This is a genomic window from Catenovulum sediminis (assembly GCF_007289895.1).
GTDB classification, from domain to species: domain Bacteria; phylum Pseudomonadota; class Gammaproteobacteria; order Enterobacterales; family Alteromonadaceae; genus Catenovulum; species Catenovulum sediminis.
Genome location: NZ_CP041660.1, coordinates 2,882,843 through 2,904,702 on the forward strand (window position 1 = coordinate 2,882,843; position 21,860 = coordinate 2,904,702).

Below are 21,860 nucleotides of genomic sequence, written 5' to 3' on the forward strand. Positions count from 1 at the left end.
GTTCATTGAGCGCTTACAATCGACCACAGTCGTTTGTGGGTTTTATCAAATACCAGACCTTGAGGGTTTCTGTGGCCGTATGACCATATTTCCGCTAATGCTTACTTTATTCCTAAAAGTGGAGCGGAAGATCGGATATAAAATTAATATTAAAAAAAATTGAATTTTTATGTTTTTGGTCTACAATGCTGATTCAATTAAATATTATTAGTTGTGCAAGGGAATTATGATTTTTAGCCGAAGGGCTAATACAAGGAATTAGTATGCAAATTAACTTAATAAAAAATGATACACAGATCAATTCGGTCGCTTCTTCTAGTATTATTTCAATATTATCTAATGATAAATACATAAAAAGCAGTTACTTTTTATTTGATGGCTATTTTCGCAAATCTTCATATGAATCGAGATATGAAATTGAGCAACAACTGAACCAAACTGAGTTTATTTTAACTTCCGCGGCTACTTCACTGGCTTTATTTAAAGTAACGTCTTTCGACCCAGACAATGAGGTCATCAGTTTTAAGCTATTGCAATTATTTGATAATACCAATACGACTTGTCAGCACACAATAAAGCATATTTTTAACAGTATTATTCAGTTCTTAGAAGAGCATTTTAAGGTCTCAAGGTTTTGCACAAGCCTTTTGTTAAATGAAAAATCAGGTACACCAGTGATTACTGAAAACATGGCGCTTGAAGCAACGCTTTCTGGGCAAGTTTTCTTAGATGGTCAATATAATGATTTATGTTTGTTTGGATATAACAAAAGGTAACCCATGGAGTTTTCAGGTTTATTCGTATCTTTTAGAAAAATTGAACCAGACGATATTGAGCGAGTAGCTGACTGGCTTCATTCTGATGTTTTTCGTGAAAATTTATATGCTATCCCTTTAGACAAAGGGATGTCTAAAAAAGATATCGTTATTGATTTTATTAAAAAGAATTCTGATGACTATCACCCTGACAAGTATTTTGTGATTGAAGAAAAAAAGAATAAAAACTTAGTTGGTTTAACGTTATTTAATAATCTTGACTGGAAAAACAGAACGGTTGAATACAACTACATTATAGGTGATCCCGCTAGAAGAAATGGTATTTATGGCTCAGATATATCACTGGCAATCTGTAATTATGCTTTTAATTCGCTGAACTTAAATAAAGTGATTGGTTATACCTACGAATTTAATAAGCAAGCTCAACGTGTTAATAATTTTATTGCTGATGTTGAAGGGGTTTTAGTTGCTCACCATAAACATCAGGGGCGCTATATTGATGTCATTATTCATAGCCTGAGTAAACGGAAGTTTTCGTGACCTTACGGCAACATAGCGCAAATAATTAAAATCAACTTGGCATACTTGATTGCAACCTAAACAAACCAAGGCGCAATCAAATGAACACCACCTTATCGTTAGAACAAACCAAAGCACAATTTGCCCACTGGCGCGACAACAAAGAAACTTTAGGCACAATCACACCAGATAAATTACGCAGGCAAGCTGTTGAGCTGACACAACACTATTCCACCACTAAAGTCGTGACAACTCTAGGATTAAGTGGCTCAGTGATTAAACGTTGGCAATCAGACTTAAAACTCACTCAAACAACCGACGCCCCCATTGACGCATTTGTTGCTTTGCCAAACAGCCAGGCGGTTTATTCAACTATTGCACAAGCATCAATTGTATTAAACGATGGCTCTAGCATTGTACTCAATGGCGGTGCCAGTACTCAGTTATTGTCCGTTATCGCACAAGCTTGTAACACTGCCAATCAACTTTAACAGGTGCGTTTATGTTACAACTCTCTGCTCAAACCGCCATATTGTTAGCCACCCAGCCGCAAGACTTCCGCAAAGGCATTGATGGCTTTGTTGCCGTATGTCGTGATTCATTACAACAAAACCCCAGGGCGGATATTCGCTTTGTGTTTATTAACAAAAGTCGAACCATGCTACGGGTATTAACCTATGATGGCAGTGGCTATTGGCTGATGACTAAACGTTTGTCTAAAGGACGCTTTCAAAACTGGCCAAATTCACAAAATAAAGTATCGCCCATGTTGGCGACTGAACTTAGGGTGCTGTTAAAGGGTGAAGCCAACCCAACTTATAAAAAAGTATAAAATAAATTGAACTAAATGAAATGCCTGTGATCTGATCTGGCAACTAAACAAAATAACCATGCAAAATAACCATGCAAAATAACCATGCAAAATAACAAGATAATGACTCAAACTTTTACCGACATCAGTAGCCAAGCATTGGATGCATTGATTGAGCGGGTGACACAAGCCAAAGAGCACCAATTAACACTTTCATCAGAAGATTGTGCATTACTCTTAGATGCCTTAGTCACCCTAGCCAGTATGCAAGAGCGGCTCAATGACAATGACATCACCATAAATAAGCTAAGAAAACTGGCAGGCATGGTTCAATCATCCGAGCGTTTAAAATCGAACTTAACGAAAAGCAAAAAACCTAAACAGCATGGGCGAAAAAACAAAGTCCAACCGACACAAATAAAACCAGAAGTGATTCACCACAAACACACCGATTTACAAAAGGGTGATAGCTGCCTTGAATGCCCAACGGGCAAACTATACAAATTTGAACCTGCAACCTTTTTAAGAATTACCGGACAAAGTCCATTCAAACCAGAGCAACACGTCATGGAGCGCCTGCGCTGTAATGCCTGTGGCGCTTATTTTACTGCCGCGGTCACTGACGATGTACTGGCCGATGGTGATGTACACCAAAAGTATGGTTACACCGCGCGCTCGTTAATGTGTCTATATAAATATTTTGCAGGCTCACCTTTTTATCGCCAAGGCAGCATGCAAGATTTATTAGGGGTCTCTATCAGCGCATCGACCATCTTTGACCAAATAGAGCATGTCGCGAATGCAATTTACCCAGTACACAAATATTTAACCGAGCTGGCAGCGACAGCCGAACATTACCATTTGGACGACACAACGAATCGAATTTTAAACCAAACCTCAGTGATGAAAAAATCACGAGATGGTAAAACCAGAGCGCGCACAGGCATTTATACATCAGGGTTAATTGCCAAAGTAGCAGAGTACAACATCGTGCTATTCCAAACCAACATAGGCCATGCTGGTGAATTTATCGATGAGATATTACAAAAACGGCCAAACGATTTAGCTGAGCCCATATTAATGAGTGATGCACTTTCGGCCAATCAACCGAGCAAAGTAAAAGTTAAAATGAGCTTGTGTAATAGTCATGCTAGGCGGCAATTTTATGATGTACACAGTCATTTTCCAGAAGAAGTGGCTTGGGTCATAGAAGAGTATGGCAAAATCTGGCATCACGAAAGCATAGTTCAACAACAGAACATGTCAGCACAACAACGGCTTGTTTATCACCAGCAACACTCGTTGCCAGTGATGTACAGTATTGCCAATTGGGGGAAAGCGCATTTAGACAAGGGCACAGTAGAAGCCAATAGTGGTTTAGGTAAAGCAATTAATTATTACTTAAAACATTTTGCTGGACTGAGTGCATTCTGCAGCACAGAAGGTGCACAACTAGACAACAACAAAATAGAAAACCAATTAAAGTTAATTATACGCGATAGAAAAAATGCGATGTTCAAAAAAACGCAAGTGGGCGCAGACATTGGTGATGTATTAACCTCACTCATTGCAACCTGTGTTGAAGCAGGCGCCAATGCGCTAGAGTATTTGACTGTGCTGCAGCGCGAAAGTGAACAAATTAGATTAACGCCAGAGCTTTACTTACCTTGGAATTATACGGCTCAAAACCAAAGCTCAGATTAAATTCTGGGCTTAAACACATTTCTACGGCTAAGTTGCGCTAACTTGCCGTAAGGTCACAAGTTTTCTAGTTTTATAAAAGAAAACAAGGAATTAATGTTAAGGAAGTATTATAAATATGGAATTTTTCAATAATATTTCTACCTTCTACCTTATTAGCTTTTTGATGTTATTCCGAGCTTTCTTATATCAATTGCCAGGCTATTTGCTTGATGCCGTGGTTTTAGTCTTAGGTCTTGGGCTTTTGGGGCAGGTATTTAAATTGACAGAACTTTCGTTATATCAGTTTGCTTTATTTCCAGTGTTCGGCGTTGTGATGTTTTTAATTTCGACAGGGATTAGTTCTCATCTTAAGTTAACACTTCAGGCGATGATAAATAATCTAACGAGGTTAGATCGCGATATCTATTGGCTTACTTTATTGCATTTAGCCACTGCCATTTACGAAGAAATAATATGGCGTGGAATTTTTTTGATAGCAATGTCGAATATTGCAGGTGCGAGTTTGTCGGTTATCGTGTCTTCTGTGTTTTTTGTGGTGTGGCATAAAAGCCAATTAATATCATGGCGTCATGTTACTGAGATGTTTTTATTTAGTATCGTGCAGTGTGTTTTGTATTTTATTTTTGAGAATATTTTTCTAATTATTACGATTCATTTCATCAGAAATATTTTTGTCGTTATAACAAATTATGGGTTAAAAAGATGAAACTTGTGGTGTTGCTGTTTGTTACATTAATTGTTGGTGCTTTATATATGCAGTTAGGCTGGAGTAGAAATACAACGCCGAATGCTTATGAAACATACCGTGTTAAATCTGGCGACTTAATTATTACTCATACGGTTAGCGGTATTTTTGAGAGTAAAAATAAGTTTATTGTGCGTAGTGGTATGACAGGTAAAGTCGAAGAACTTTTAATTAATGAAGGCGATACAGTTAATAAAGGTCAACCAATTGTTAAGTTAGATTGCCGCAAACATAACTTAGAAATAGAGGATATTAAATTATCTATTGAGCGAACAAACTACTCATTAAATCATTTTAAGAAAGAAGAGCAAGCTTTAGAAAGCCTTTACCAGGCTGGTGGTAAGTCTAAACAAGAGGTTAGTGAATTAACTTATAAAATAGCTGAACTGGATTTTGACCATAAGCGACTAATTAATGAATTAAAGCAAAAGCATCTTATGGCTGAACATTGCTTAGTTCATAGTGCTACTAATGGGGTTGTTTCTGATGTGTTGGTGAAAGAAGGGCAGATAGTAAATAGTGGTGAAAAATTTGCTCAACTTATTGATACCAGTGATATCAAGTTAGTTTCTTATGTTAATGAGTTTGATGTTAAAAGTTTTGAAGTGGGTCAAAAAATTAAAGTGTCTTTAGGCGAATATGACAAAACCAGCTTTGATGGCCAAATTACTTATATTAGTGAGCTAGTTGTTAAACATGAGGGAGCAAATGCTGTTGAAGTTGAGTTCAGCCTTGACAATATGACTCAGGGTATAAAGGTTGGTCAGCAGGCTATCGTGAATGTTGAAACCAACTCATACCTTAATGTGAAAATCGTACCGCAAGAATTTTTGAAATTTACTGAACAAGGTATTTTTATCAACTTTCTGGACGGAGACGAAATAGCAGCAAAGCAAATAACACCCGTAGGCGGTGATTATATCAATGTTGGCGTGCGTGATGAGCTTATTGAAGGAATGCAATTAATTAAGCATTAAACCAGGTATTGTTTTTATGATCGAGCTACAGGATGTCAATAAACATTATGCAATTTACCGGGATAAATTACCCGTTATTAACAATATCAATATGGTTATTGGTAGCGGCGAAATGGTAAGTATTATCGGTCGATCTGGCTCGGGTAAATCAACATTACTTAATTTAATTGGTTGTTTAGATACGGTGTCATCCGGAAAAATTATGGTGAATAACCAAGATGTGTCCAGTTTAGACTCAAATGGTATGGCAAATTTAAGAAATGAGCGCTTTGGTTTTGTATTTCAGTCGTTCAATCTCATTGCTAGAAGCAGTGCGATTAAAAATGTAGAAGTGCCAATGATTTATAAAGGAATACCAAAGAAGGAGCGGATTGAACGAGCGGAAAAAACGTTAGCTAAATTAAATATGTTTGACAGGAAAGAGCATTACCCTCGTCAGCTTTCTGGAGGTCAACAGCAACGGGTTGCTATTGCCAGAGCACTAGTTAACAAGCCTGATATTATTTTGGCGGATGAGCCAACAGGCGCACTTGATTCAAAAAATGCCAATGAAATTATGCAAATATTTCGTGAGCTTACCCAAGAAGGGAAAACAGTCATTATAGTGACTCATGACCCTAAAGTTGCAGAGCAATCTGATCGTGTTTTTGAAATGGAAGATGGTTATTTAAAAGGGCAGTAATGGATACTTACATAAAATTGAGAGCGCTTATTACTACAGCTGTTGAGGCGCTTTCCGAAAATAAATTAAGAAGTTTACTTAGTTTGTCCGGCATCATGATTGGCATTGCTTCTATTGTATTAGTGGTTAGTGTGAACGAGTCTGGCCGACAGCTGATTTTTAAAGAGCTGGAAACATTTGGCTTAACATCTATATGGATTTCAAGGGACTGGACTGATTATTATGACCAAAAATATGGTGCTGTATATGGTACAGGGTTGTTTAATGAAGATTATCAGTATATTCGTCAACAGTGTTGTGCCAGCTTAAAGCGACTATCTCCCATTATTACGCTTTTATCAGATAAGTCAGTGAGCTTTCGAGGGAAAGATATTCGGGCCAATGTGATTGGTGTTAATGAAGAGTTTGACCTTATTAATAATGAAACTTTGGCCCAAGGACGGTTTATCTCCAGTACTGATATAAAACAAAAAAACTTTGTCACCGTGATCAGCCAAGATGTCGAGAAAGTATTAATGGAATCGGGCGTAAAATACCCTATCGGTGAACAAATAAATATTGCTGATAATTGGTTCACTATTGTAGGTGTGATTAAAAATAAAAGCCGAGATTTTATTTCCAGCATAGGAGCCAATAAAACTGACCCAAATATAAGAATGTTGACTCCCTATACGACCATTCAAAATATTAAGGGAAATAATAGAGAGATTAGCTATTTCCAAGGGCAGGCGAAGGATATAGATGCTGCTGAACTTGCTGTTTATCAAGTTAAAAATTACTTAACTAAAAAGTATAAAAATCACTTTAGTTATAAAGGGGAAACCATGGTTCAGTACATAGATACTGCCAACAATATTTTAAAGAATATTTCACTTGTCGGTTTAGTTACCGCGCTTGTCTCACTGGTTGTCGGTGGCCTGGCGGTATTGAATGTTATGTTTATGTCAGTGGTTGAAAGAACCAGAGAAATCGGTATTAGAAAAGCAATAGGAGCCAAAAATCGGGATATTCTGACTCAGTTTGTTTTAGAGTCGGTATTAATAACCATTATTGGTGGTGTACTGGGTATAAGCTTAGCTTACTTAAGTATTACATCAGTCAGCCTGATTTATCATTTTGATGTTTCAACATCACAGTTCGGTGTTTTAATCGCACTGATTAGCACATTAACTGTTGGTTTTTTCTCCGGTTTATATCCCGCGATAAAAGCGGCGAATTTAAAACCTATTGAGTCGTTGCGGTATGATTAAGTATTTAGGGTTTGCATTATTCGTTTTGTTATATAGCTATCGGGCGGAATCTTGTCCTGAAGCTAATACTGTAACAATTGTTGAAAATAGCCACTTAACTGAATTGGTAAAATTAATTTTGGTGAACAGTTATGATGTTAAAAAGGGTCTGATTGATTTACAAATTTCAGAGCAAAATATTCAAACTAAACTGAGTGAGTTTTACCCTAAAGTCGATGTCGCTTTAAGTATTGATAATATTAAAAAGTATGGCACTTTGCCAGGTATCGATTCGGTGTTATTACAAGGGCAGGATGATATCGATTCGTCAACATTTACCACATCATTAAGTGTTAACCTCTATAGTGGAGGATATCACTGGAATAACTATAAAAAATCACTTTTGGAAAAACAATTAACGGAAAGTGAAAATCAATTTGCCCGATTTACTATTGCACAAAAGGCAATCCAACTTTATCACAACCTCAAAGTTGCAACATTGAATTACCAAAAGTCACAGCTTAAATTGAGGTTAGAGCAAAATTACTTAACTGTGCAAACGACGTCTTTTCGAGCTGGTTTAATTAATGAAGCTGAACTTCATGATCAGCAAAAAAGTGTTTGGGATCTTGAGCAGGAGGTAGCGTATTTTGACTATGAAACCAAGATATATGAAGCTATTTTGCTTGAGTTACTAGATGAGGATGTCGTTAAATTTAATCATCAAATTGCTGTATACCTGAAAGCCGAAGATTATGTCAAAGTATTTGCCGACCTGGGTGTTAAATTAGAGAAAAATATTGATGTGCTAAAAGCTGAAAGCCATTACCAGCAATCAAAGTACGATATTGAATTAGCTAAAAGTCGCTATCGGCCTAAGTTCGATTTATCTGTTAACCAAATTTATTTTAACTTAAGTAAAAATGGTTCATTTGATGCCTTTGATCACATGCAACAGGATAGACGCCAAATAACCTTATCAATGAGATGGAATTTATTTGAGGGTTTTGCTGCTGACAGTAAATATAAAAGTGCTGTTTATCAGTCGGCAAAATTAAAAATGGAGTTGTTAGATACTCAGCGTGAGATTAAAAATCAAAATAAAGAAATACATTTGAAAATGAGCCTTATTAATAAGGAAGTTAATCAATTACAACGAAAGCAGAAAATGCTGGAAAGAGAATTTACGCTATTGGAAGCTGAAAATAATCAAGGGTTGATTGAAGATCTGGCGGTAGCTAATCAAGCCAATAAATTAAAAATAATTGATATTGAATTGTTAGAAAAAGCCAGTCAAATCGCTTTATTAAAAGTTGATGAGTTTAGTTTAGTGGTTAAACAGTAAGGTAGTAAAAAGTTATGATGTTCCAGTCTATTAATAAATGCTTAAAAGAAAATGCGCTGTTTTTTGCTATCTCTTTGCAATTTAAAAAAGAGTTTGTATTACTCTTTATCTTTTCTACCTCAAGCATGCTTGCTTATTTACCTAGCCCTCTGATTATTCAACGGTTAATTGATAATCTTGAGCAAGGAAGGTTTGAGGATAAAAATGAACTGTATCTTCAGATCACTATTTTGCTTGTTGTTATGTTAGGGGCGATTATTCTGGGGTACTTTCTTGCTATTTATATTGCCAAAGTTGTCAAACGCTATAATTCGAGCATTAAAACGAACATTTATAAAGCGGTTGTTTATGCTAAGTATCAAGAGTTAAGTAAAATCTCGGAAACTGATATTCAGGCAAGAGCAACACGAGATGTTGACTCCATTGGTTATTTAACGCCCGTAGGTTTAAGTACTTTATCTGTTGAGTTGTTAAAATTAATTTTTCTTATTGGGCTCTTATTTTACACCAATTTGTATTTAACACTCTCACTATTAATAATGTTGCCTATCTCCTTCTTTATTTTTAAATACTTTAGTGCACCGTTATATAACCTTTCTAAAAACAGTCACGAAACTTTTTCTGATTATAATTCAAAAATTTTGGAAGCTTTTTCAAGTGTCAGAGAATGTCAGGTCGACAATTCTTTTGAATATCATACCCAAAAAGTTCAGGAACGTATTGATGAGAGTGAAGGGGCTAAGTTTAATTGGACCATAGTTAATCGAAAAATTAATGTGCTGATGAGCTCTCTACCTATTATTGTTTCAGTTTTAGTCTGGGCAATTGGTGGTAGCAAAGTGATTGATAGCACCATGACATTAGGTGAAGTGATGGCCTATATGATTTTTTTATCCATGTTATATACGCCTGTTGCTGCTTTTTATAATTTTATGGCTGAATTTCATTTTGATATTTCTGCGATAGAAAGAATTGAACAGATATTATCAATTAGTCAAATACCGTTAACCGTACCAGGTCGATTAAACCAATTTACCCAGCAATTAGAAGCAAGAGATATTTCATTATTGTATGGAGAAAAGCAGGTTTTAGACCAGGTGAATTTTTCTATAAAGCCCGGAGAAGTTATTTGTATCGATGGCATCAATGGTAGCGGTAAAACAAGTTTTATCAATATCCTGTTGGGGTTAATTAGCCCTGATAAAGGAAAGTTATACCTTGATGATGTCGAATTAAAGCTTGAGGATGTGCAGTTTTTTCGTGAATCGATTGGCTTCGTGCCGCAAGATGTTTTTATTTATAACGATTCACTGATTAATAATATTACTCAGGGTAAAACCTACTCAGACGATAGGATTATATCGGTCATTGAACAAGTTGGTTTGACTGATATGTATCAAAATTTGGAGACTGATCAGCTATTGTTACTGACACCTAAAACGCTTTCTGGCGGCATGAAACAAAAAATAGGATTAGCAAGGGCGCTAATTAAATTACCTGGCATCTTAATTTTAGATGAACCAACTAATCATTTAGATCCTGAAACCAAACAGCAAATTAAAAATGTTATTTGCCAGTCGGGTGATGTTTCAGTGATTTATATTTCTCATGATCCGGATATGCAAGTAGCTGCTGATCGTGTTTTAACGCTTTCACTAGGGAAATTAACTAATGGATAAAAGAAAGGTTGTAGTTACAGCAGTTAATGCCTGTTGTTCACTTGGTCATGATATTGATACAGTTTGGCATAACCTTAAGCAAGGGAATAGTGGTATCAAACCCATCTCTAGGTTTAATGCTGAGCGCCACTTTACAAAAATAGGCGGCGAAATAGATGATGCTTACCGAGATATATTGGACTTAACGGGACAAAGTGCTGTGTCTAAGAATGGAGAATTGTCACTGTTATGTGGTCAGGGCTTGTTTTTACAAGAAAATGCTAAGGGTATTTTTGAATCTTATCCTGATATTGGTCTTATATTGGGGTCTGGCTTGGGAGGCCTTTATTTTTCAGAAGATAACCTGAAAAAAATGTATGAAACTGGTGGCAAACGGATTCACCCGATGACAGTGCCCAATGTTGACCCTAATAGCATTGTTAGCGCCTTAAGTCGACGCTGGCAAATACATGGGCATCAATTTTCAATTAGTACCGCTTGTTCGTCAGGTGCTAATGCAATTGGCACCGCATTAGATCTTATTCGCAATGGTCGTTTAGATTGTATTGTTACTGGTGGTGTTGAATATACCTTTACGACGTTATTGTATGCAGGCTTTGATCAATTAAGAGCAATGTCACGCTGTAATGATACCCCAGAAACTAGCTGTAAACCTTTTTCTCAAGGCCGTGATGGCTTTATTATGGGAGAAGGAGCAGCAATGCTGGTGTTAGAAAGTGAAGAAAGGGCTTTGTCCAGAGGAGCAACTATTTTAGCTGAATTGACAGGTTATGGGGTCACTGGTGGTGCTTACCATGTTGTAAAACCGATAGAAGATGGCTCTGATGGTAAAAAAGCTATGGCGTTGGCATTAAGCGATGCTGGAATTGACAGTGATAATATTGATTTTATTAGTCCACATGGCACCGGCACCGCATTAAATGATCAGGCTGAATACAATGCGATGGCTGCATTATTTGGCCCTAAAACGTCAGATATTCCTGTTGTCCCGATTAAACAGCTTACCGGACATATGTTAGGAGCCAGTGGCGCGCTTGAAGCTGTTCATACGGTCAAATGTATTGAAGACCAGATTGTTACGCCCATTGCCTATTATCAAGCTGAAGCCAACCAGAAACTCAACATTTCTGTTGGCGAGGCAAATCAACACTCAATCAAACATGCAATGTCAAATTCTTTTGGTTTTGGTAATAACAATGTATCGCTCATTATGAGCCAATACCATCATTAAATTAATCGGGAAATAACATGAAAATTACTGTAATAGAACTTAAAAATATCCTTAGTTCTGAGCTGGAAAAAGGCGCTTTAGATCATATTGACGAATCAACCAATTTAGAACATTTTGGCCTGGATTCAGTCGGCTTTTTTACCATGATTTATAAAATTGAAGATGCCTGCAATATTGAATTTGATGAAGAAACGCTGGACCAGCTGACATTAAAAAGCACCTTAGGTGATTTACTTTCCGTGATCACTGCCAAAGGCGTAGAAGTGGTGCCTGCTTAATGTGAATAAATTTATGTACATCTCGTACTTGATGTAATCCCTGTCATTTTGGGAAATATTATAAAAAGGAAAAAGAAATAGAAAACTTACATTTAAATATTTAGAAAAAAACACTAGGCCCAACATTAGCCAAAGGTAACTTTAGAGGGCTTATTGCTACTCCGGCACCTTTCGAACCAGCTATAACACCTGTTTGTGGTTGTGTTCCACCTAAGGTTATTAAGTGAGAGAAATAGAGTAACTGATATATGGTTTGACACATTGTTTGTGTTAGATGTAAACGAATTCTTGTACATGTTGTACTTGATGTAACCCTCCCGTGATAAATGGGAATATTATAAAAAGGAAAAAGAAATGCAAAATTTGAATTTAAATATTAAGAAAAAAGCGCTAGGTCCAACATTAGCAAAAGGTGGAAAAACGACTGTAGAAACAGATAATCCAAATCCAAATTCGGACATAGACATTTGCTACGGTGGAAGTTCAAGAATTTGTGCAGGAGGAACTTATGATCCTAATACAGGCAATGCAGGCGGAGCTGTTACATATAAAAATGACTCATGTTGCTAGACAACAATAAATTTTAATTTTAAAAGTAGTGCTTTCGATAGCGCTACTTTTATTAGTAAGAACTAGGCTTCGATGGATTAAGATGTTAGCTATAATTAATAAACTAAAGTGTTATATAAATAAAATATTTTCTTATATTTTTTTACTTCCTATTCAATACTCTAAGAAAAAAAAGCGTCGCTCTAAATTTGCTCATCTTATAGTTCAGTTTATTGCTGTTGCTTTGAATATAAAAAATAGAGAAGCGTGCTTGATATATAAGAAGGGAATTAAAAGTGCAGTAACATTTCACTATAACTATTCTTATTTAGCTAATTTATCAGTAAATGATATTGCAAAAGAAATTAGCAAAGTCAAAATTATTAATGAGGAATATGTTCGTACTGCTGAAGTTGAAAAACGCCCTATAATTTTAGTTTCGATTAAAAGTGGAGATTTTTATAGAGGGTTTCTAAGGCTCGCCGAAATAACAACCTTAAATAAGGAATTAAATATTATCAAAGTATCAGGTAAGTCTGATAATGAAGACAAATTGTATGCAAAATTAAAACGCTACTGTAAAAGATTAAATATTATTAGATTTGATGATGATATCGCTAAAAAATGTTTTTATCAGCTAAGAAAGAATAATATAGCAATATTTATGAATGATATGGAAGTGAGGGTTAATAAGCGAGTTACTGTCGACTTTATGGGAAAGGATACTCATTTTCAATGTGGTATTGCTGAATTAGCTGTTATCACAAAATCTGTTGTTGTCCCCGTTGTGAATTATAAAGATGATAAAAATCAACATACCTTAAAAATCGAAGAGCCGATTGATGTTGAATTACTTCAACATGAGGGGATGGCAGGTAAAGTACATTATATAACCCAGCGCCTAGCGAGCGATATGCAAGACTGGCTGAGAAGTTATCCTGAGCAAATTCATTATTGGGATGAAATTGCTGATACTTTTTATGCATCAAAAGATAGAAAGGTGAATGATGTTATTAAATATTAGATTAATTATTGTATTAACTTTATCTAGTTTTATCTTATCTTGTTCAACGACAAGCTTTCCTATTTTTAAGCGGATTGATGCACCTGATAGCTATGAGCTCATTCCTCTAAGGAAACTTTTTGCCAATATTGATACTAAGTTAGGCTATAAAATAAGCCCTGATGGTACAAAGTTAGCATGGGTTGAGGTAATAGAAGATCGTTTAGAGTTAAAGATTAAGGATTTATCTACGGACAATACAAACATTATAAAAACTCCTTTTATCGATCAAAATTTTTATTGGGGAGATGAATCGCGATATATATTATTTCCTATTTATTCTCAACAAGTTAAAGAATCTAAAATAGCATTAATTGATACCTATGAAAGAGAAAAAATAAATACTAATCTATTATTATCAAATCTTTCTGGCAGTTTAAGAATACACCGTATTATTTTACAGCCTAGCGTTACTTTAGTATTGAAAAGAAATGTTTTGAACGAATTACCCGAATATTACCTAATGGAGTTATCGGAAGGTGCCCCTCAGAAAATTGACTTAAATGAAAAACATATTGTTGATTTAATTGTAAAAGATAAGAAGATTGTTGCTCGTATTCGGCAAAAAGATAATCAACGTTTTATTGAAAAGCAAAGTAACAGTGGGTTTATTACGATATCTGAGTGTAGTGATATTAATGCAAATATAAAGTTATTAAGCCTTGATAGCGATGGCTTTCTTAATTACACCTCTAATTGTGAATCAGATAAATTACAGCTAATTCGAGCTAAAAATAAGCTTTATAAACATTATACTTGTAATGCAATTGAAGAATGTAATTCTGATGTTGCTCAAGTGGTGGTAAATCCTGTCAATGGCATACCCTACTTTTCTTTATATCATGAACAAAATTCAATAACTTTTAACTTACAAAACGATAGTGCTTTTCAAAAACTGACCAATGAGCTTCAAGGTAAAATAAAAATTATCAGTATGGATCGAGACTTTAATCGGTTAACACTCGAAAACTCATCTCATTTAGGTGAGCGTTACTATTTAGTTGATTTAGAGCGAAATAACATCGCAATGTTATCTAAAGGGCAACTTTTTGATTATCAATCTTTTATCAAACCCGCACAGTTTATTCAAATTCATAATGAAAGCAATACACCTTTATATGGCTATTATTACCCGGCTCAAGTCCAATTTTCAGAAAAGAAATCCGCTATGATCTTATTACATGGCGGGCCTGAAGAAAGGAGTTACCCTGATTATGACAGAGAAGCGATATTATTATCTAACAGGGGCTATGATGTGATATCGCTGAATTATCGAGGGTCGAAAGGATTTGGGCACCAATACCAGCAACAAGCCTATAACAATATCGAAGTGATGTTGAATGATATTGAATCAGCAAGCCAATGGTTAATTAATGTTAAAAATGTTGATAAAAGCGCTATTGGACTTATGGGCGGCAGTTATGGTGGTTATTTAGCGTTATTAGCTAGTAAATACCAACAAAATAAGTGTATTGTCTCGATTAATGGTATTTATGATTTATATCAAACCGCGCTAACTTTTCAGGATAACCCGGTTAATTTCTTTATTCGCTATTATGGCGGTATTGATAATATCAGGCAGGGTAAATTTGATGAGTATTCACCAATTAAATATAGTAATTATCAGGACAACCACTATTTGCTAGTTCAGTCTGAATATGATAGCAAAGTCCCTTTTCAAACTGCTGTTGATTTTTATGATTTAGTTCAAGCAAATAACGATGTTGAATTCATTGTTATTAAAGATGTTCATGATATTCGTAAGTGGTATAACCGACTTGAAAGCTACCGTAATATTGAGGTGTTTTTACGGCAATGTTTGGGAGGGGGCGATGCGGGCTTCGAATACTATCTACTAGCAAAACCGTTTTATGAATAAGTTGTTTATTTATTTCATATCAGAAAATAAGTAGGACGTTTATGTATAAATTTGTATCTTTTTTTACCTTATTATTCTTTTCTGTCACCTCAAGTGCTCAAGTTATTTTAGAAGATAAAACCATTTATTTGTCTGTATTGGAGGGGCTGGAAGGTAAACAAAGGCATTATGTTGCGGGTATCCAATTTCCTAATAGAAAAAACCTTGGTTATCTTGAAGTTGGGGTTTTAGATAGCTTAAACACTGAGACTGAGTTTAATGGTTTTATTACTTTAGGCGCAGGCTATAACTGGAATCTTTATCATCATAAGTATTATGATTTTTATTTAGGTGGTGGTGCTATTGCAGCTTTTCAAGGAAAGTGTAATCAAAATACAGTGGATATTCAAAAGCGTGAATTTTGTGCAGATGATAAAAATAAAGATGGGGTTTATGGTGATACTGATTTATTACTATACCCAGAGCTTAGGTTAACTTTTAATATGACCAAAAGTTTTGTTATTGAATTAAACGCGAGAAAATATTTTTCAGTAAATAAAGATTTTACGCCTGATAATGCTTTTGTAGGCGTTTCTTTTACTTTTGAATTGTAAGTACTGAAGTAGATATAGCCGTCGCTATATTAAGAATAATATTAAAAAAGATAATGTAGATATGGATATTAATAATATTAAACGATTATTTGGAATGACTTATGGTTTGGTGATGCTGGCAGCTTGCGACTCTTCAGAAACAATTGAAGCAGAATATGTTGGTAACTATGATACCCCTCCTTTAATTCAGGCCTTAGATGCACCTTTAACAGAATGCCCTGAGCGTGTATGGGCAAGTGCCAGTCAAAATTTTAAGCAATCTGAAGTATTGGTTATTGACCGACCTAGAGGGATAAAAAATGCCTTTCACTGGCAGGCAATTGATAAGAGTGTCAACAATGTTGAACTTGAATTTTTAGATCCACAATGGTTTCTTCTTTATAACTTTGGCTATTACTTTGGTAAGAAAACAGTAGGGCTAAATGCGTTAGAAATTAGTCATCATCTTCGTAGCGATGGTTCTACATATTGGAAACATGATGTGCATTTACTTTTTCATGAGCTTTTTCATTACTTTGCTCAGGAAAACTGGCTAATAGATTCTCACGAACGTGGTGATGTCTACCCATTACACTGGCAACCTCGTTATCTACGCACTAAGTTAATTTATGCCTTACAAGAAGCATTAAGCAATAAGTCAGATTTATCAGAAGCCAAATACTGGTACAGGCGTTACTTGCAGGAACACCCAGAAGAAGCTGTTGTTACTAACGTTTTCGACAACATTGAAGGAACTGCCGAATATGCCGGCTATGTGATGCTTGCTTTGGCTGAATACGGCTGTAACATTTCTGAGGAGCAATTAATTAAAAATATCAATGATAATATCATTGCTTTTGATTATACCTTAACTTCAAACCTTGAATCTTATCGACTGGGGTTATTGTCAGGTTTATTATTAAGGGAAAGAAGTAATGAAAACTGGCAAGTACAAGTGGAAAATGGTGTGCCATTGGTTGGTATATTACTAAAAAACATTCCTGAAAAGTATGTTAGCTATGATACAGAACTTGCTAATAAAATAAGTGAAGACGTTGCTTATGAGAATGGTTTGTTACATATGAAATTTTCTCCAGCTATAAATACTTTTAAAAACCCAGAATATTACCGCTTATCTTTGAGTGCTGAATCGCTGAATTTCTTTCAAATGTCGGGTGCTTATTTTATTAATAATGAAGCCAATATTAATAAAATTACTGCGGATTTTGAAGGGGATTTAATGTTGGGGGGAGATGTTATTATAGAAGCTAACGGGATACAGCTCATAGAAGTTAAAAACACTCCATGTCGTGAAGGTTTTGATATAAATCAGTTTATTTTCCCTATTCATAAAGATGAAATTAAATTTGATGAGCTGGAACGTGTTGCTTTTTCTAACTCTGCTTTAACTTTTAAAGATCTTAAAATTGATAAAGTTAACGTGGATGGATATCAATGGCTTTGTATTAACTAATAAATCTATTTTATTGGTTGCAGGAGTTATGGTTGATCGTTATTTTTCTGCTAACTATAGCCTGCTGTTAGCGAATCTAAGTGTATTTGTTCAATCTTATTTTTATTTTTCTTGGTTCAAGAAAACAGAACACATTTATAAAGGAATCAATTTAGATTAAAAAACTATAATGAACTGAAAAATTAAGTATTTTTATAGCTCATTAAAATCCAGGGGGTAAAGTGAGGGTTATGAAAAACTCCCATGCAAATAATTCAATAAAAACAAATGGATAACTATCACATGGGCGGCATGATGTAGTCTGAAAAAGACATCATCCTCCAGAACACTTGTTCGTTAAAAACCCAGCTTCGGCTGGGTTTTTGCTTTTTAATGATAGAAAATACCGTTTTGCTTTAGGATGTGAACAGCTTAGTGAAAATTTATATTAAAAACATGGTTTGTGACCGGTGCATTCTGGCGGTGGAAAATATACTGCAAGAGATGCAGTTAAGTTATGTCACTGTTGGTTTAGGTGTGGTGGATTTTTCAAACCATCTAGGTGAGCAACTACCCGATCTTATTCATACTCAATTAAGCCAGCGATTAGAAGCGCTGGGCTTTTCACTGCTGAATAATTCAAAAAGTAAGTTAATTGATGCGGTAAAAAATTCGTGCATTGACTATCTTAAAAGCACCATAGAAGGTGAGCAGGCGCAAACCCATGTGCGCTTGTCTGAGCATATTAATCATCATGTTGCGCGGGAATATAAATATCTAAGCAATTTGTTTTCTGAAGTAGAAGGCATCACGATTGAGCAATACTTTATAAAACTTAGAGTTGAAAAAACAAAAGAACTACTGGTCTACGGTGAGTTATCGCTGGCGGAAATTGCATCTTTGTTAGGCTATAGCAGTGTTGCGCATTTAAGCGGGCAATTTAAAAAAGTGACCGGGTTAACGCCAAGTTATTTTCGCTCGGTAAAAGATCAAAAACTCAGAAATGCTTTAGATAAACTGTAAATTCTATAACAAAAACAAATAACCCTGTAACGAGCATCGGGCGCAACTGTTTTAAACTATTGGCCAGTCAATAGTATGGAGTCTCTAATGGGTATGAATTGGAACAACAAAACAAACTGGATTAAAAGTGCACACAATACTAAATGGTGTTTATTGGGTTGTGCGATTGGTGATTTTGGTACAATTGCCTATTTTCAATTTAATGAGCACAACCTTTCAACTTTAAGTGTGATGTTATTCGCAATGTTTAACGGGTTGCTCACCAGCATTATGCTGGAAACGATTATTTTGTATCGTGCACATTTTACGTTGAAAGCGGCGCTTAAAACCGCTTTTGGCATGAGTTTTATTTCGATGCTGGCGATGGAAGCGGCGATGAATTTAACCGACTATGCGTTAACCGGCGGGGCAATCTTAACCTGGTGGGTGATCCCTTTGGCGCTGCTTGCAGGCTTTTTAACCCCTTGGCCATACAATTACTGGCGATTAGAAAGACACGGTAAGTGTTGTCACTAACCTGTATTTTGGGGCCGCAGGCGATAAATTTTTCCGTTGTCACTGGAAAAGTAAAGGTAACCATCTGGACCAGTGATAACGGCGCGTATTCTTTGCTCAAGTGATTCTAACAAGCGTTCTTCGCTTGTGATATGACCGTTTTCATCAATCTCAACACGGTTTAGATGTTTTAATTTCATCGCACCTGAAAATAAACTGCCTTGCCATTTGGGGAAGGCTTTTCCTTGGTATAAAGTTAATCCACCCGGCGCGATGGAGGGTGTATACACTTTTTTCGCTGCTTGCATACCGGGCATTTTTTCTTCACCAACGGAAATCGGTCCCCAGTATTCTTTGCCTTGCGAAACGAGTGGCCAACCGTAATTTTTGCCTTTTTCGATGAGGTTAATTTCATCACCACCACGCGGCCCATGTTCAATCGACCACAGTCGTTTGTGGGTTTTATCAAATACCAGACCTTGAGGGTTTCTGTGGCCGTATGACCATATTTCCGCCAATACTTCTTTTGAATCGACAAAGGGGTTATCGGCGGGCGTTTTGCCATCTAGTGTTAAGCGTATAATCGCACCCGCGTGATTTGATAAATTTTGTGCATTGTCCCGCTCTGCTCGATCGCCTATGCTGAAAAATAAATGTCCTTGTCCGTCAAAAGTGATACGACTGCCGAAATGCCGTGTGTTGTCATTGGCTGACTGCGTAACCAGTATATCTTGCCAGTTAATCAGGTGCTGACCAACAAGCTCAGCGCTTGCTAATGTGGTTGCCAACCCGGCTTCTGTTGATTTGCTGTAGGTAAAATAGAGCCGAATTTTATCTTGATAATTTTCAGGTTTAACCGAGGGCAGGGCAACATCCAGTAAACCACCTTGTCCGGAACTTTCAATTTTGGGATGTCCGGATATTTGCTTTTGATTTTTTGCTTTGAGGTCTAACAGAAAAATATCACTGTCTCTTTCTGTCAATATCAGTTTATTGGGTGTGATAAACGCCAAACCCCAAGGCGTATCAAAGCCAGAGGCGATTTCATCCAGATAAAAATCATGTTTTTGACTGCTAAAAGATTGTGCTGCATCGGCGTTTTTTAGAAAAATACTGACGGAAAATAAACAGCTGACAAGCAAGGTAAGCGCAGGTAAAAAAACTGAATTTGCGATATATCGATGTTTGTTTGACATACATAACTCCGCGTTAAAATTTGTCTCCGTCCGAGTTTATTCCAATCCCTTTTAAACAATGTTCAATGACCGTTTGTAATTCAGCAAAAGTAACTTTTGCACGCGCCATTGAGGCTGTACCACGCAAGGTTGTTGCTATGCTAAGGGCAGCACTACTTGCCTGATGATTGAGGCCCAACCGTATCGCTTGCGGATCGTTTAGAAAGAGTTCTGTCAGTAGCTTTTGAATATATTGTCCGGCTTCGTTAAGCAGTTCAGTAGGCGCTTGCGGCATATCGCCTCCGGCGATTTCAGACTGGCATAAAATAACGTAGCAGCCCTTAGGATCGTCTGATTCACATTGGCTTTTAACAATCGATAACATGTAATTTTTTACACGTTTTTCCAATCTAGTACCTTCTTCAAATAGCCATTGTGTATGAGGCTTGGCTATTTTTTCGATATACAAACTGGTCGCTTTAACAAACAGAGCTTCTTTGTTACCAAAAGTAGCGTACATACTGGGTTTGTTGATACCCATGCTTTGTGTGAGTTCAGACAAAGAAGCGCCTGTGTAGCCTTTTCGCCAAAACACATCCATTGCAGCCTCTAATGCTTGCTCTTCGCTAAATGTACGTTTTCTACCTACCACAATTTTATCTCTTTATTTATTTTGACATATTGTACCGAACGGTATAGAGTTGGTCAAGTGTACCTATCGGTACAAAATAGAAAGTATTATCCATCAGTTAACCATAAGGAAGTTTTATGAGTCATATTATTGAGAACAAAGTTGCATTAGTGACGGGCGCAAACCGGGGAATTGGCAAAGCAATTGTTGAATCTTTTATTGCACACGGAGCGAAAAAGGTTTATTTGGCCGTGCGTGATCCTGAATCTACCGTAGAGTTAGCCACTCAATTTAAAGATAAAGTGGTGACACTTAAAGCGGACGTATCGGATGCGGATTCAATTAAAACCCTAGCAGAACAAACGAAAGACGTAGATATTCTGGTTAATAATGCTGGCATCATGCAGTTGGGCTCACCTTTGGATGACAATGCGCAGGCGTCACTACAGCAGCAATTTGATGTGAATGTGTTTGGACTGATGCGTGTTGCGAGTGCCTATGAAGAAATATTGGCGCAGAACAAAGGTGTTTTGGTGCAACTTAATTCAATTGCCTCAATTAAGACGTTTGCTGACATTGCGACTTATTGCGCTTCTAAATCTGCGGCCTATTCTATTACACAAGGTTTGCAGCAAAAGTTTGCAGCAAAAGGGGTTGACGTACTGAGTGTTCACCCAGGGCCTATTGGCACAGATATGGGGGATTCTGCTGGTTTTGAAGGGGCGCCGGAGCCAAGTGTTGTCGCGGAAGGGATAGTCGAATCGTTAAAAAATGGAGATTATCATTTATTTCCAGACCCGGTTGCTAAACAATTTGAAAGTGCCTATCAGGGCTTTTCTGATGCAATTATTACTTCTGAACTGGCGTTATAAGCTGCGAAAATCGAAAGAGGGTCGTCCCTTTAGGCGACAAATGTTCATTGCAGAATTTGTCGGCGTAAACACCGACCTACCTGTAGCTTATAGCTTATAGCTTATTGCTCAAAGCTCAAAGCTCAAAGCTTGAAACTTGAAACTTGAAGCTCGAAGCTCATAGCTCAGATGT

Annotated in this window: 24 protein-coding genes; 21 read left to right on the forward strand and 3 right to left on the reverse strand. The window is 36.4% G+C overall.

Annotated elements, in window-relative coordinates; all coding sequences use genetic code 11:
• Positions 1 to 2: 2 nt before the first annotated feature.
• Entirely contained in the window at positions 3 to 89 is an 87-nt protein-coding gene (locus tag FNT16_RS21070) for a PQQ-dependent sugar dehydrogenase (protein WP_221935096.1), read from the reverse strand.
• Positions 90 to 263: 174 nt separating this feature from the next.
• Here FNT16_RS21070 and FNT16_RS12095 point away from each other — a divergent pair, with 174 nt between their 5' ends.
• The 20 genes from FNT16_RS12095 to FNT16_RS12190 all read left to right on the forward strand — a co-directional run bounded on the left by FNT16_RS12095 (position 264) and on the right by FNT16_RS12190 (position 19,031).
• Entirely contained in the window at positions 264 to 776 is a 513-nt protein-coding gene (locus tag FNT16_RS12095; RefSeq protein ID WP_143871822.1) for a hypothetical protein, read from the forward strand.
• A gap of 3 nt (positions 777 to 779) precedes the next feature.
• Entirely contained in the window at positions 780 to 1,316 is a 537-nt protein-coding gene (locus FNT16_RS12100) for a GNAT family N-acetyltransferase (RefSeq protein WP_143871823.1), read from the forward strand.
• An 80-nt stretch (positions 1,317 to 1,396) separates the two neighbouring features.
• Positions 1,397 to 1,786 (forward strand): hypothetical protein, encoded by a 390-nt coding sequence (locus tag FNT16_RS12105; protein WP_143871824.1) that lies wholly within the window; start codon positions 1,397 to 1,399, stop codon positions 1,784 to 1,786.
• Between the two features lie 11 nt (positions 1,787 to 1,797).
• Complete coding sequence (gene tnpB, locus FNT16_RS12110; protein ID WP_143871825.1) at positions 1,798 to 2,127, forward strand: IS66 family insertion sequence element accessory protein TnpB; 330 nt, start codon at positions 1,798 to 1,800, stop codon at positions 2,125 to 2,127.
• A gap of 84 nt (positions 2,128 to 2,211) precedes the next feature.
• Positions 2,212 to 3,810, forward strand: coding sequence for an IS66 family transposase (gene tnpC / locus FNT16_RS12115; protein ID WP_221935025.1), 1,599 nt, complete (start codon positions 2,212 to 2,214; stop codon positions 3,808 to 3,810).
• A 115-nt stretch (positions 3,811 to 3,925) separates the two neighbouring features.
• On the forward strand, positions 3,926 to 4,516 hold the full coding sequence (locus FNT16_RS12120) for a CPBP family glutamic-type intramembrane protease (protein ID WP_143871826.1): 591 nt from the start codon (positions 3,926 to 3,928) through the stop codon (positions 4,514 to 4,516).
• Complete coding sequence (locus tag FNT16_RS12125) at positions 4,513 to 5,532, forward strand: efflux RND transporter periplasmic adaptor subunit (RefSeq protein WP_143871827.1); 1,020 nt, start codon at positions 4,513 to 4,515, stop codon at positions 5,530 to 5,532. The genes FNT16_RS12120 and FNT16_RS12125 overlap by 4 nt, the downstream gene beginning before the upstream one ends.
• 16 nt (positions 5,533 to 5,548) lie before the next feature.
• Positions 5,549 to 6,214 (forward strand): ABC transporter ATP-binding protein, encoded by a 666-nt coding sequence (locus tag FNT16_RS12130; RefSeq protein ID WP_143871828.1) that lies wholly within the window; start codon positions 5,549 to 5,551, stop codon positions 6,212 to 6,214.
• Positions 6,214 to 7,464: an ABC transporter permease gene (locus tag FNT16_RS12135; RefSeq protein ID WP_143871829.1), complete on the forward strand. Its 1,251-nt coding sequence runs from the start codon at positions 6,214 to 6,216 to the stop codon at positions 7,462 to 7,464. Before FNT16_RS12130 ends, FNT16_RS12135 begins: the two co-directional genes overlap by 1 nt.
• A complete protein-coding gene (locus tag FNT16_RS12140) occupies positions 7,457 to 8,788 on the forward strand; it encodes a TolC family protein (RefSeq protein WP_143871830.1) in 1,332 nt (443 codons plus the stop codon). Before FNT16_RS12135 ends, FNT16_RS12140 begins: the two co-directional genes overlap by 8 nt.
• A 17-nt stretch (positions 8,789 to 8,805) precedes the next feature.
• Positions 8,806 to 10,467, forward strand: a complete 1,662-nt coding sequence (locus tag FNT16_RS12145) for an ABC transporter ATP-binding protein (RefSeq protein WP_185976588.1) — start codon at positions 8,806 to 8,808, stop codon at positions 10,465 to 10,467.
• Positions 10,460 to 11,698, forward strand: coding sequence for a beta-ketoacyl-[acyl-carrier-protein] synthase family protein (locus tag FNT16_RS12150; RefSeq protein WP_143871832.1), 1,239 nt, complete (start codon positions 10,460 to 10,462; stop codon positions 11,696 to 11,698). Before FNT16_RS12145 ends, FNT16_RS12150 begins: the two co-directional genes overlap by 8 nt.
• Before the next feature lie 17 nt (positions 11,699 to 11,715).
• On the forward strand, positions 11,716 to 11,976 hold the full coding sequence (locus FNT16_RS12155) for an acyl carrier protein (RefSeq protein WP_143871833.1): 261 nt from the start codon (positions 11,716 to 11,718) through the stop codon (positions 11,974 to 11,976).
• A 354-nt stretch (positions 11,977 to 12,330) separates the two neighbouring features.
• Entirely contained in the window at positions 12,331 to 12,546 is a 216-nt protein-coding gene (locus FNT16_RS12160; RefSeq protein WP_143871834.1) for a hypothetical protein, read from the forward strand.
• Between the two features lie 82 nt (positions 12,547 to 12,628).
• Entirely contained in the window at positions 12,629 to 13,549 is a 921-nt protein-coding gene (locus FNT16_RS12165; RefSeq protein WP_143871835.1) for an LpxL/LpxP family acyltransferase, read from the forward strand.
• Positions 13,530 to 15,467: an alpha/beta hydrolase family protein gene (locus FNT16_RS12170; protein WP_143871836.1), complete on the forward strand. Its 1,938-nt coding sequence runs from the start codon at positions 13,530 to 13,532 to the stop codon at positions 15,465 to 15,467. Before FNT16_RS12165 ends, FNT16_RS12170 begins: the two co-directional genes overlap by 20 nt.
• 41 nt (positions 15,468 to 15,508) lie before the next feature.
• Entirely contained in the window at positions 15,509 to 16,060 is a 552-nt protein-coding gene (locus FNT16_RS12175) for a hypothetical protein (protein WP_143871837.1), read from the forward strand.
• Between the two features lie 61 nt (positions 16,061 to 16,121).
• Positions 16,122 to 17,513, forward strand: a complete 1,392-nt coding sequence (locus FNT16_RS12180; protein WP_143871838.1) for a hypothetical protein — start codon at positions 16,122 to 16,124, stop codon at positions 17,511 to 17,513.
• Between the two features lie 462 nt (positions 17,514 to 17,975).
• Positions 17,976 to 18,515: an AraC family transcriptional regulator gene (locus tag FNT16_RS12185; protein WP_221935026.1), complete on the forward strand. Its 540-nt coding sequence runs from the start codon at positions 17,976 to 17,978 to the stop codon at positions 18,513 to 18,515.
• A gap of 87 nt (positions 18,516 to 18,602) precedes the next feature.
• Entirely contained in the window at positions 18,603 to 19,031 is a 429-nt protein-coding gene (locus tag FNT16_RS12190; protein WP_143871840.1) for a DUF4396 domain-containing protein, read from the forward strand.
• Here the strand turns inward: FNT16_RS12190 and FNT16_RS12195 are convergent.
• Entirely contained in the window at positions 19,028 to 20,206 is a 1,179-nt protein-coding gene (locus FNT16_RS12195; protein WP_143871841.1) for a PQQ-dependent sugar dehydrogenase, read from the reverse strand. The genes FNT16_RS12190 and FNT16_RS12195 overlap by 4 nt on opposite strands.
• A 13-nt stretch (positions 20,207 to 20,219) precedes the next feature.
• Complete coding sequence (locus FNT16_RS12200; RefSeq protein ID WP_342779131.1) at positions 20,220 to 20,837, reverse strand: TetR/AcrR family transcriptional regulator; 618 nt, start codon at positions 20,835 to 20,837, stop codon at positions 20,220 to 20,222.
• A 116-nt stretch (positions 20,838 to 20,953) separates the two neighbouring features.
• Here FNT16_RS12200 and FNT16_RS12205 point away from each other — a divergent pair, with 116 nt between their 5' ends.
• Positions 20,954 to 21,688: an SDR family oxidoreductase gene (locus FNT16_RS12205; protein ID WP_143871842.1), complete on the forward strand. Its 735-nt coding sequence runs from the start codon at positions 20,954 to 20,956 to the stop codon at positions 21,686 to 21,688.
• The last annotated feature ends 172 nt before the right edge of the window (positions 21,689 to 21,860 follow it).

Excerpts from the sequence above, each read along its gene's own strand:
- FNT16_RS12095 (WP_143871822.1), top strand. The coding sequence starts at position 264 with ATGCAAATTAACTTAATAAAAAATGATACACAGATCAATTCGGTCGCT.
- FNT16_RS12100 (WP_143871823.1), top strand. The coding sequence starts at position 780 with ATGGAGTTTTCAGGTTTATTCGTATCTTTTAGAAAAATTGAACCAGAC.
- FNT16_RS12105 (WP_143871824.1), top strand. The coding sequence starts at position 1,397 with ATGAACACCACCTTATCGTTAGAACAAACCAAAGCACAATTTGCCCAC.
- tnpB (WP_143871825.1), top strand. The coding sequence starts at position 1,798 with ATGTTACAACTCTCTGCTCAAACCGCCATATTGTTAGCCACCCAGCCG.
- tnpC (WP_221935025.1), top strand. The coding sequence starts at position 2,212 with ATGCAAAATAACAAGATAATGACTCAAACTTTTACCGACATCAGTAGC.
- FNT16_RS12120 (WP_143871826.1), top strand. The coding sequence starts at position 3,926 with ATGGAATTTTTCAATAATATTTCTACCTTCTACCTTATTAGCTTTTTG.
- FNT16_RS12125 (WP_143871827.1), top strand. The coding sequence starts at position 4,513 with ATGAAACTTGTGGTGTTGCTGTTTGTTACATTAATTGTTGGTGCTTTA.
- FNT16_RS12130 (WP_143871828.1), top strand. The coding sequence starts at position 5,549 with ATGATCGAGCTACAGGATGTCAATAAACATTATGCAATTTACCGGGAT.
- FNT16_RS12135 (WP_143871829.1), top strand. The coding sequence starts at position 6,214 with ATGGATACTTACATAAAATTGAGAGCGCTTATTACTACAGCTGTTGAG.
- FNT16_RS12140 (WP_143871830.1), top strand. The coding sequence starts at position 7,457 with ATGATTAAGTATTTAGGGTTTGCATTATTCGTTTTGTTATATAGCTAT.
- FNT16_RS12145 (WP_185976588.1), top strand. The coding sequence starts at position 8,806 with ATGTTCCAGTCTATTAATAAATGCTTAAAAGAAAATGCGCTGTTTTTT.
- FNT16_RS12150 (WP_143871832.1), top strand. The coding sequence starts at position 10,460 with ATGGATAAAAGAAAGGTTGTAGTTACAGCAGTTAATGCCTGTTGTTCA.
- FNT16_RS12155 (WP_143871833.1), top strand. The coding sequence starts at position 11,716 with ATGAAAATTACTGTAATAGAACTTAAAAATATCCTTAGTTCTGAGCTG.
- FNT16_RS12160 (WP_143871834.1), top strand. The coding sequence starts at position 12,331 with ATGCAAAATTTGAATTTAAATATTAAGAAAAAAGCGCTAGGTCCAACA.
- FNT16_RS12165 (WP_143871835.1), top strand. The coding sequence starts at position 12,629 with ATGTTAGCTATAATTAATAAACTAAAGTGTTATATAAATAAAATATTT.
- FNT16_RS12170 (WP_143871836.1), top strand. The coding sequence starts at position 13,530 with ATGATGTTATTAAATATTAGATTAATTATTGTATTAACTTTATCTAGT.
- FNT16_RS12175 (WP_143871837.1), top strand. The coding sequence starts at position 15,509 with ATGTATAAATTTGTATCTTTTTTTACCTTATTATTCTTTTCTGTCACC.
- FNT16_RS12180 (WP_143871838.1), top strand. The coding sequence starts at position 16,122 with ATGGATATTAATAATATTAAACGATTATTTGGAATGACTTATGGTTTG.
- FNT16_RS12190 (WP_143871840.1), top strand. The coding sequence starts at position 18,603 with ATGGGTATGAATTGGAACAACAAAACAAACTGGATTAAAAGTGCACAC.
- FNT16_RS12195 (WP_143871841.1), bottom strand. The coding sequence starts at position 20,206 with ATGTCAAACAAACATCGATATATCGCAAATTCAGTTTTTTTACCTGCG.
- FNT16_RS12205 (WP_143871842.1), top strand. The coding sequence starts at position 20,954 with ATGAGTCATATTATTGAGAACAAAGTTGCATTAGTGACGGGCGCAAAC.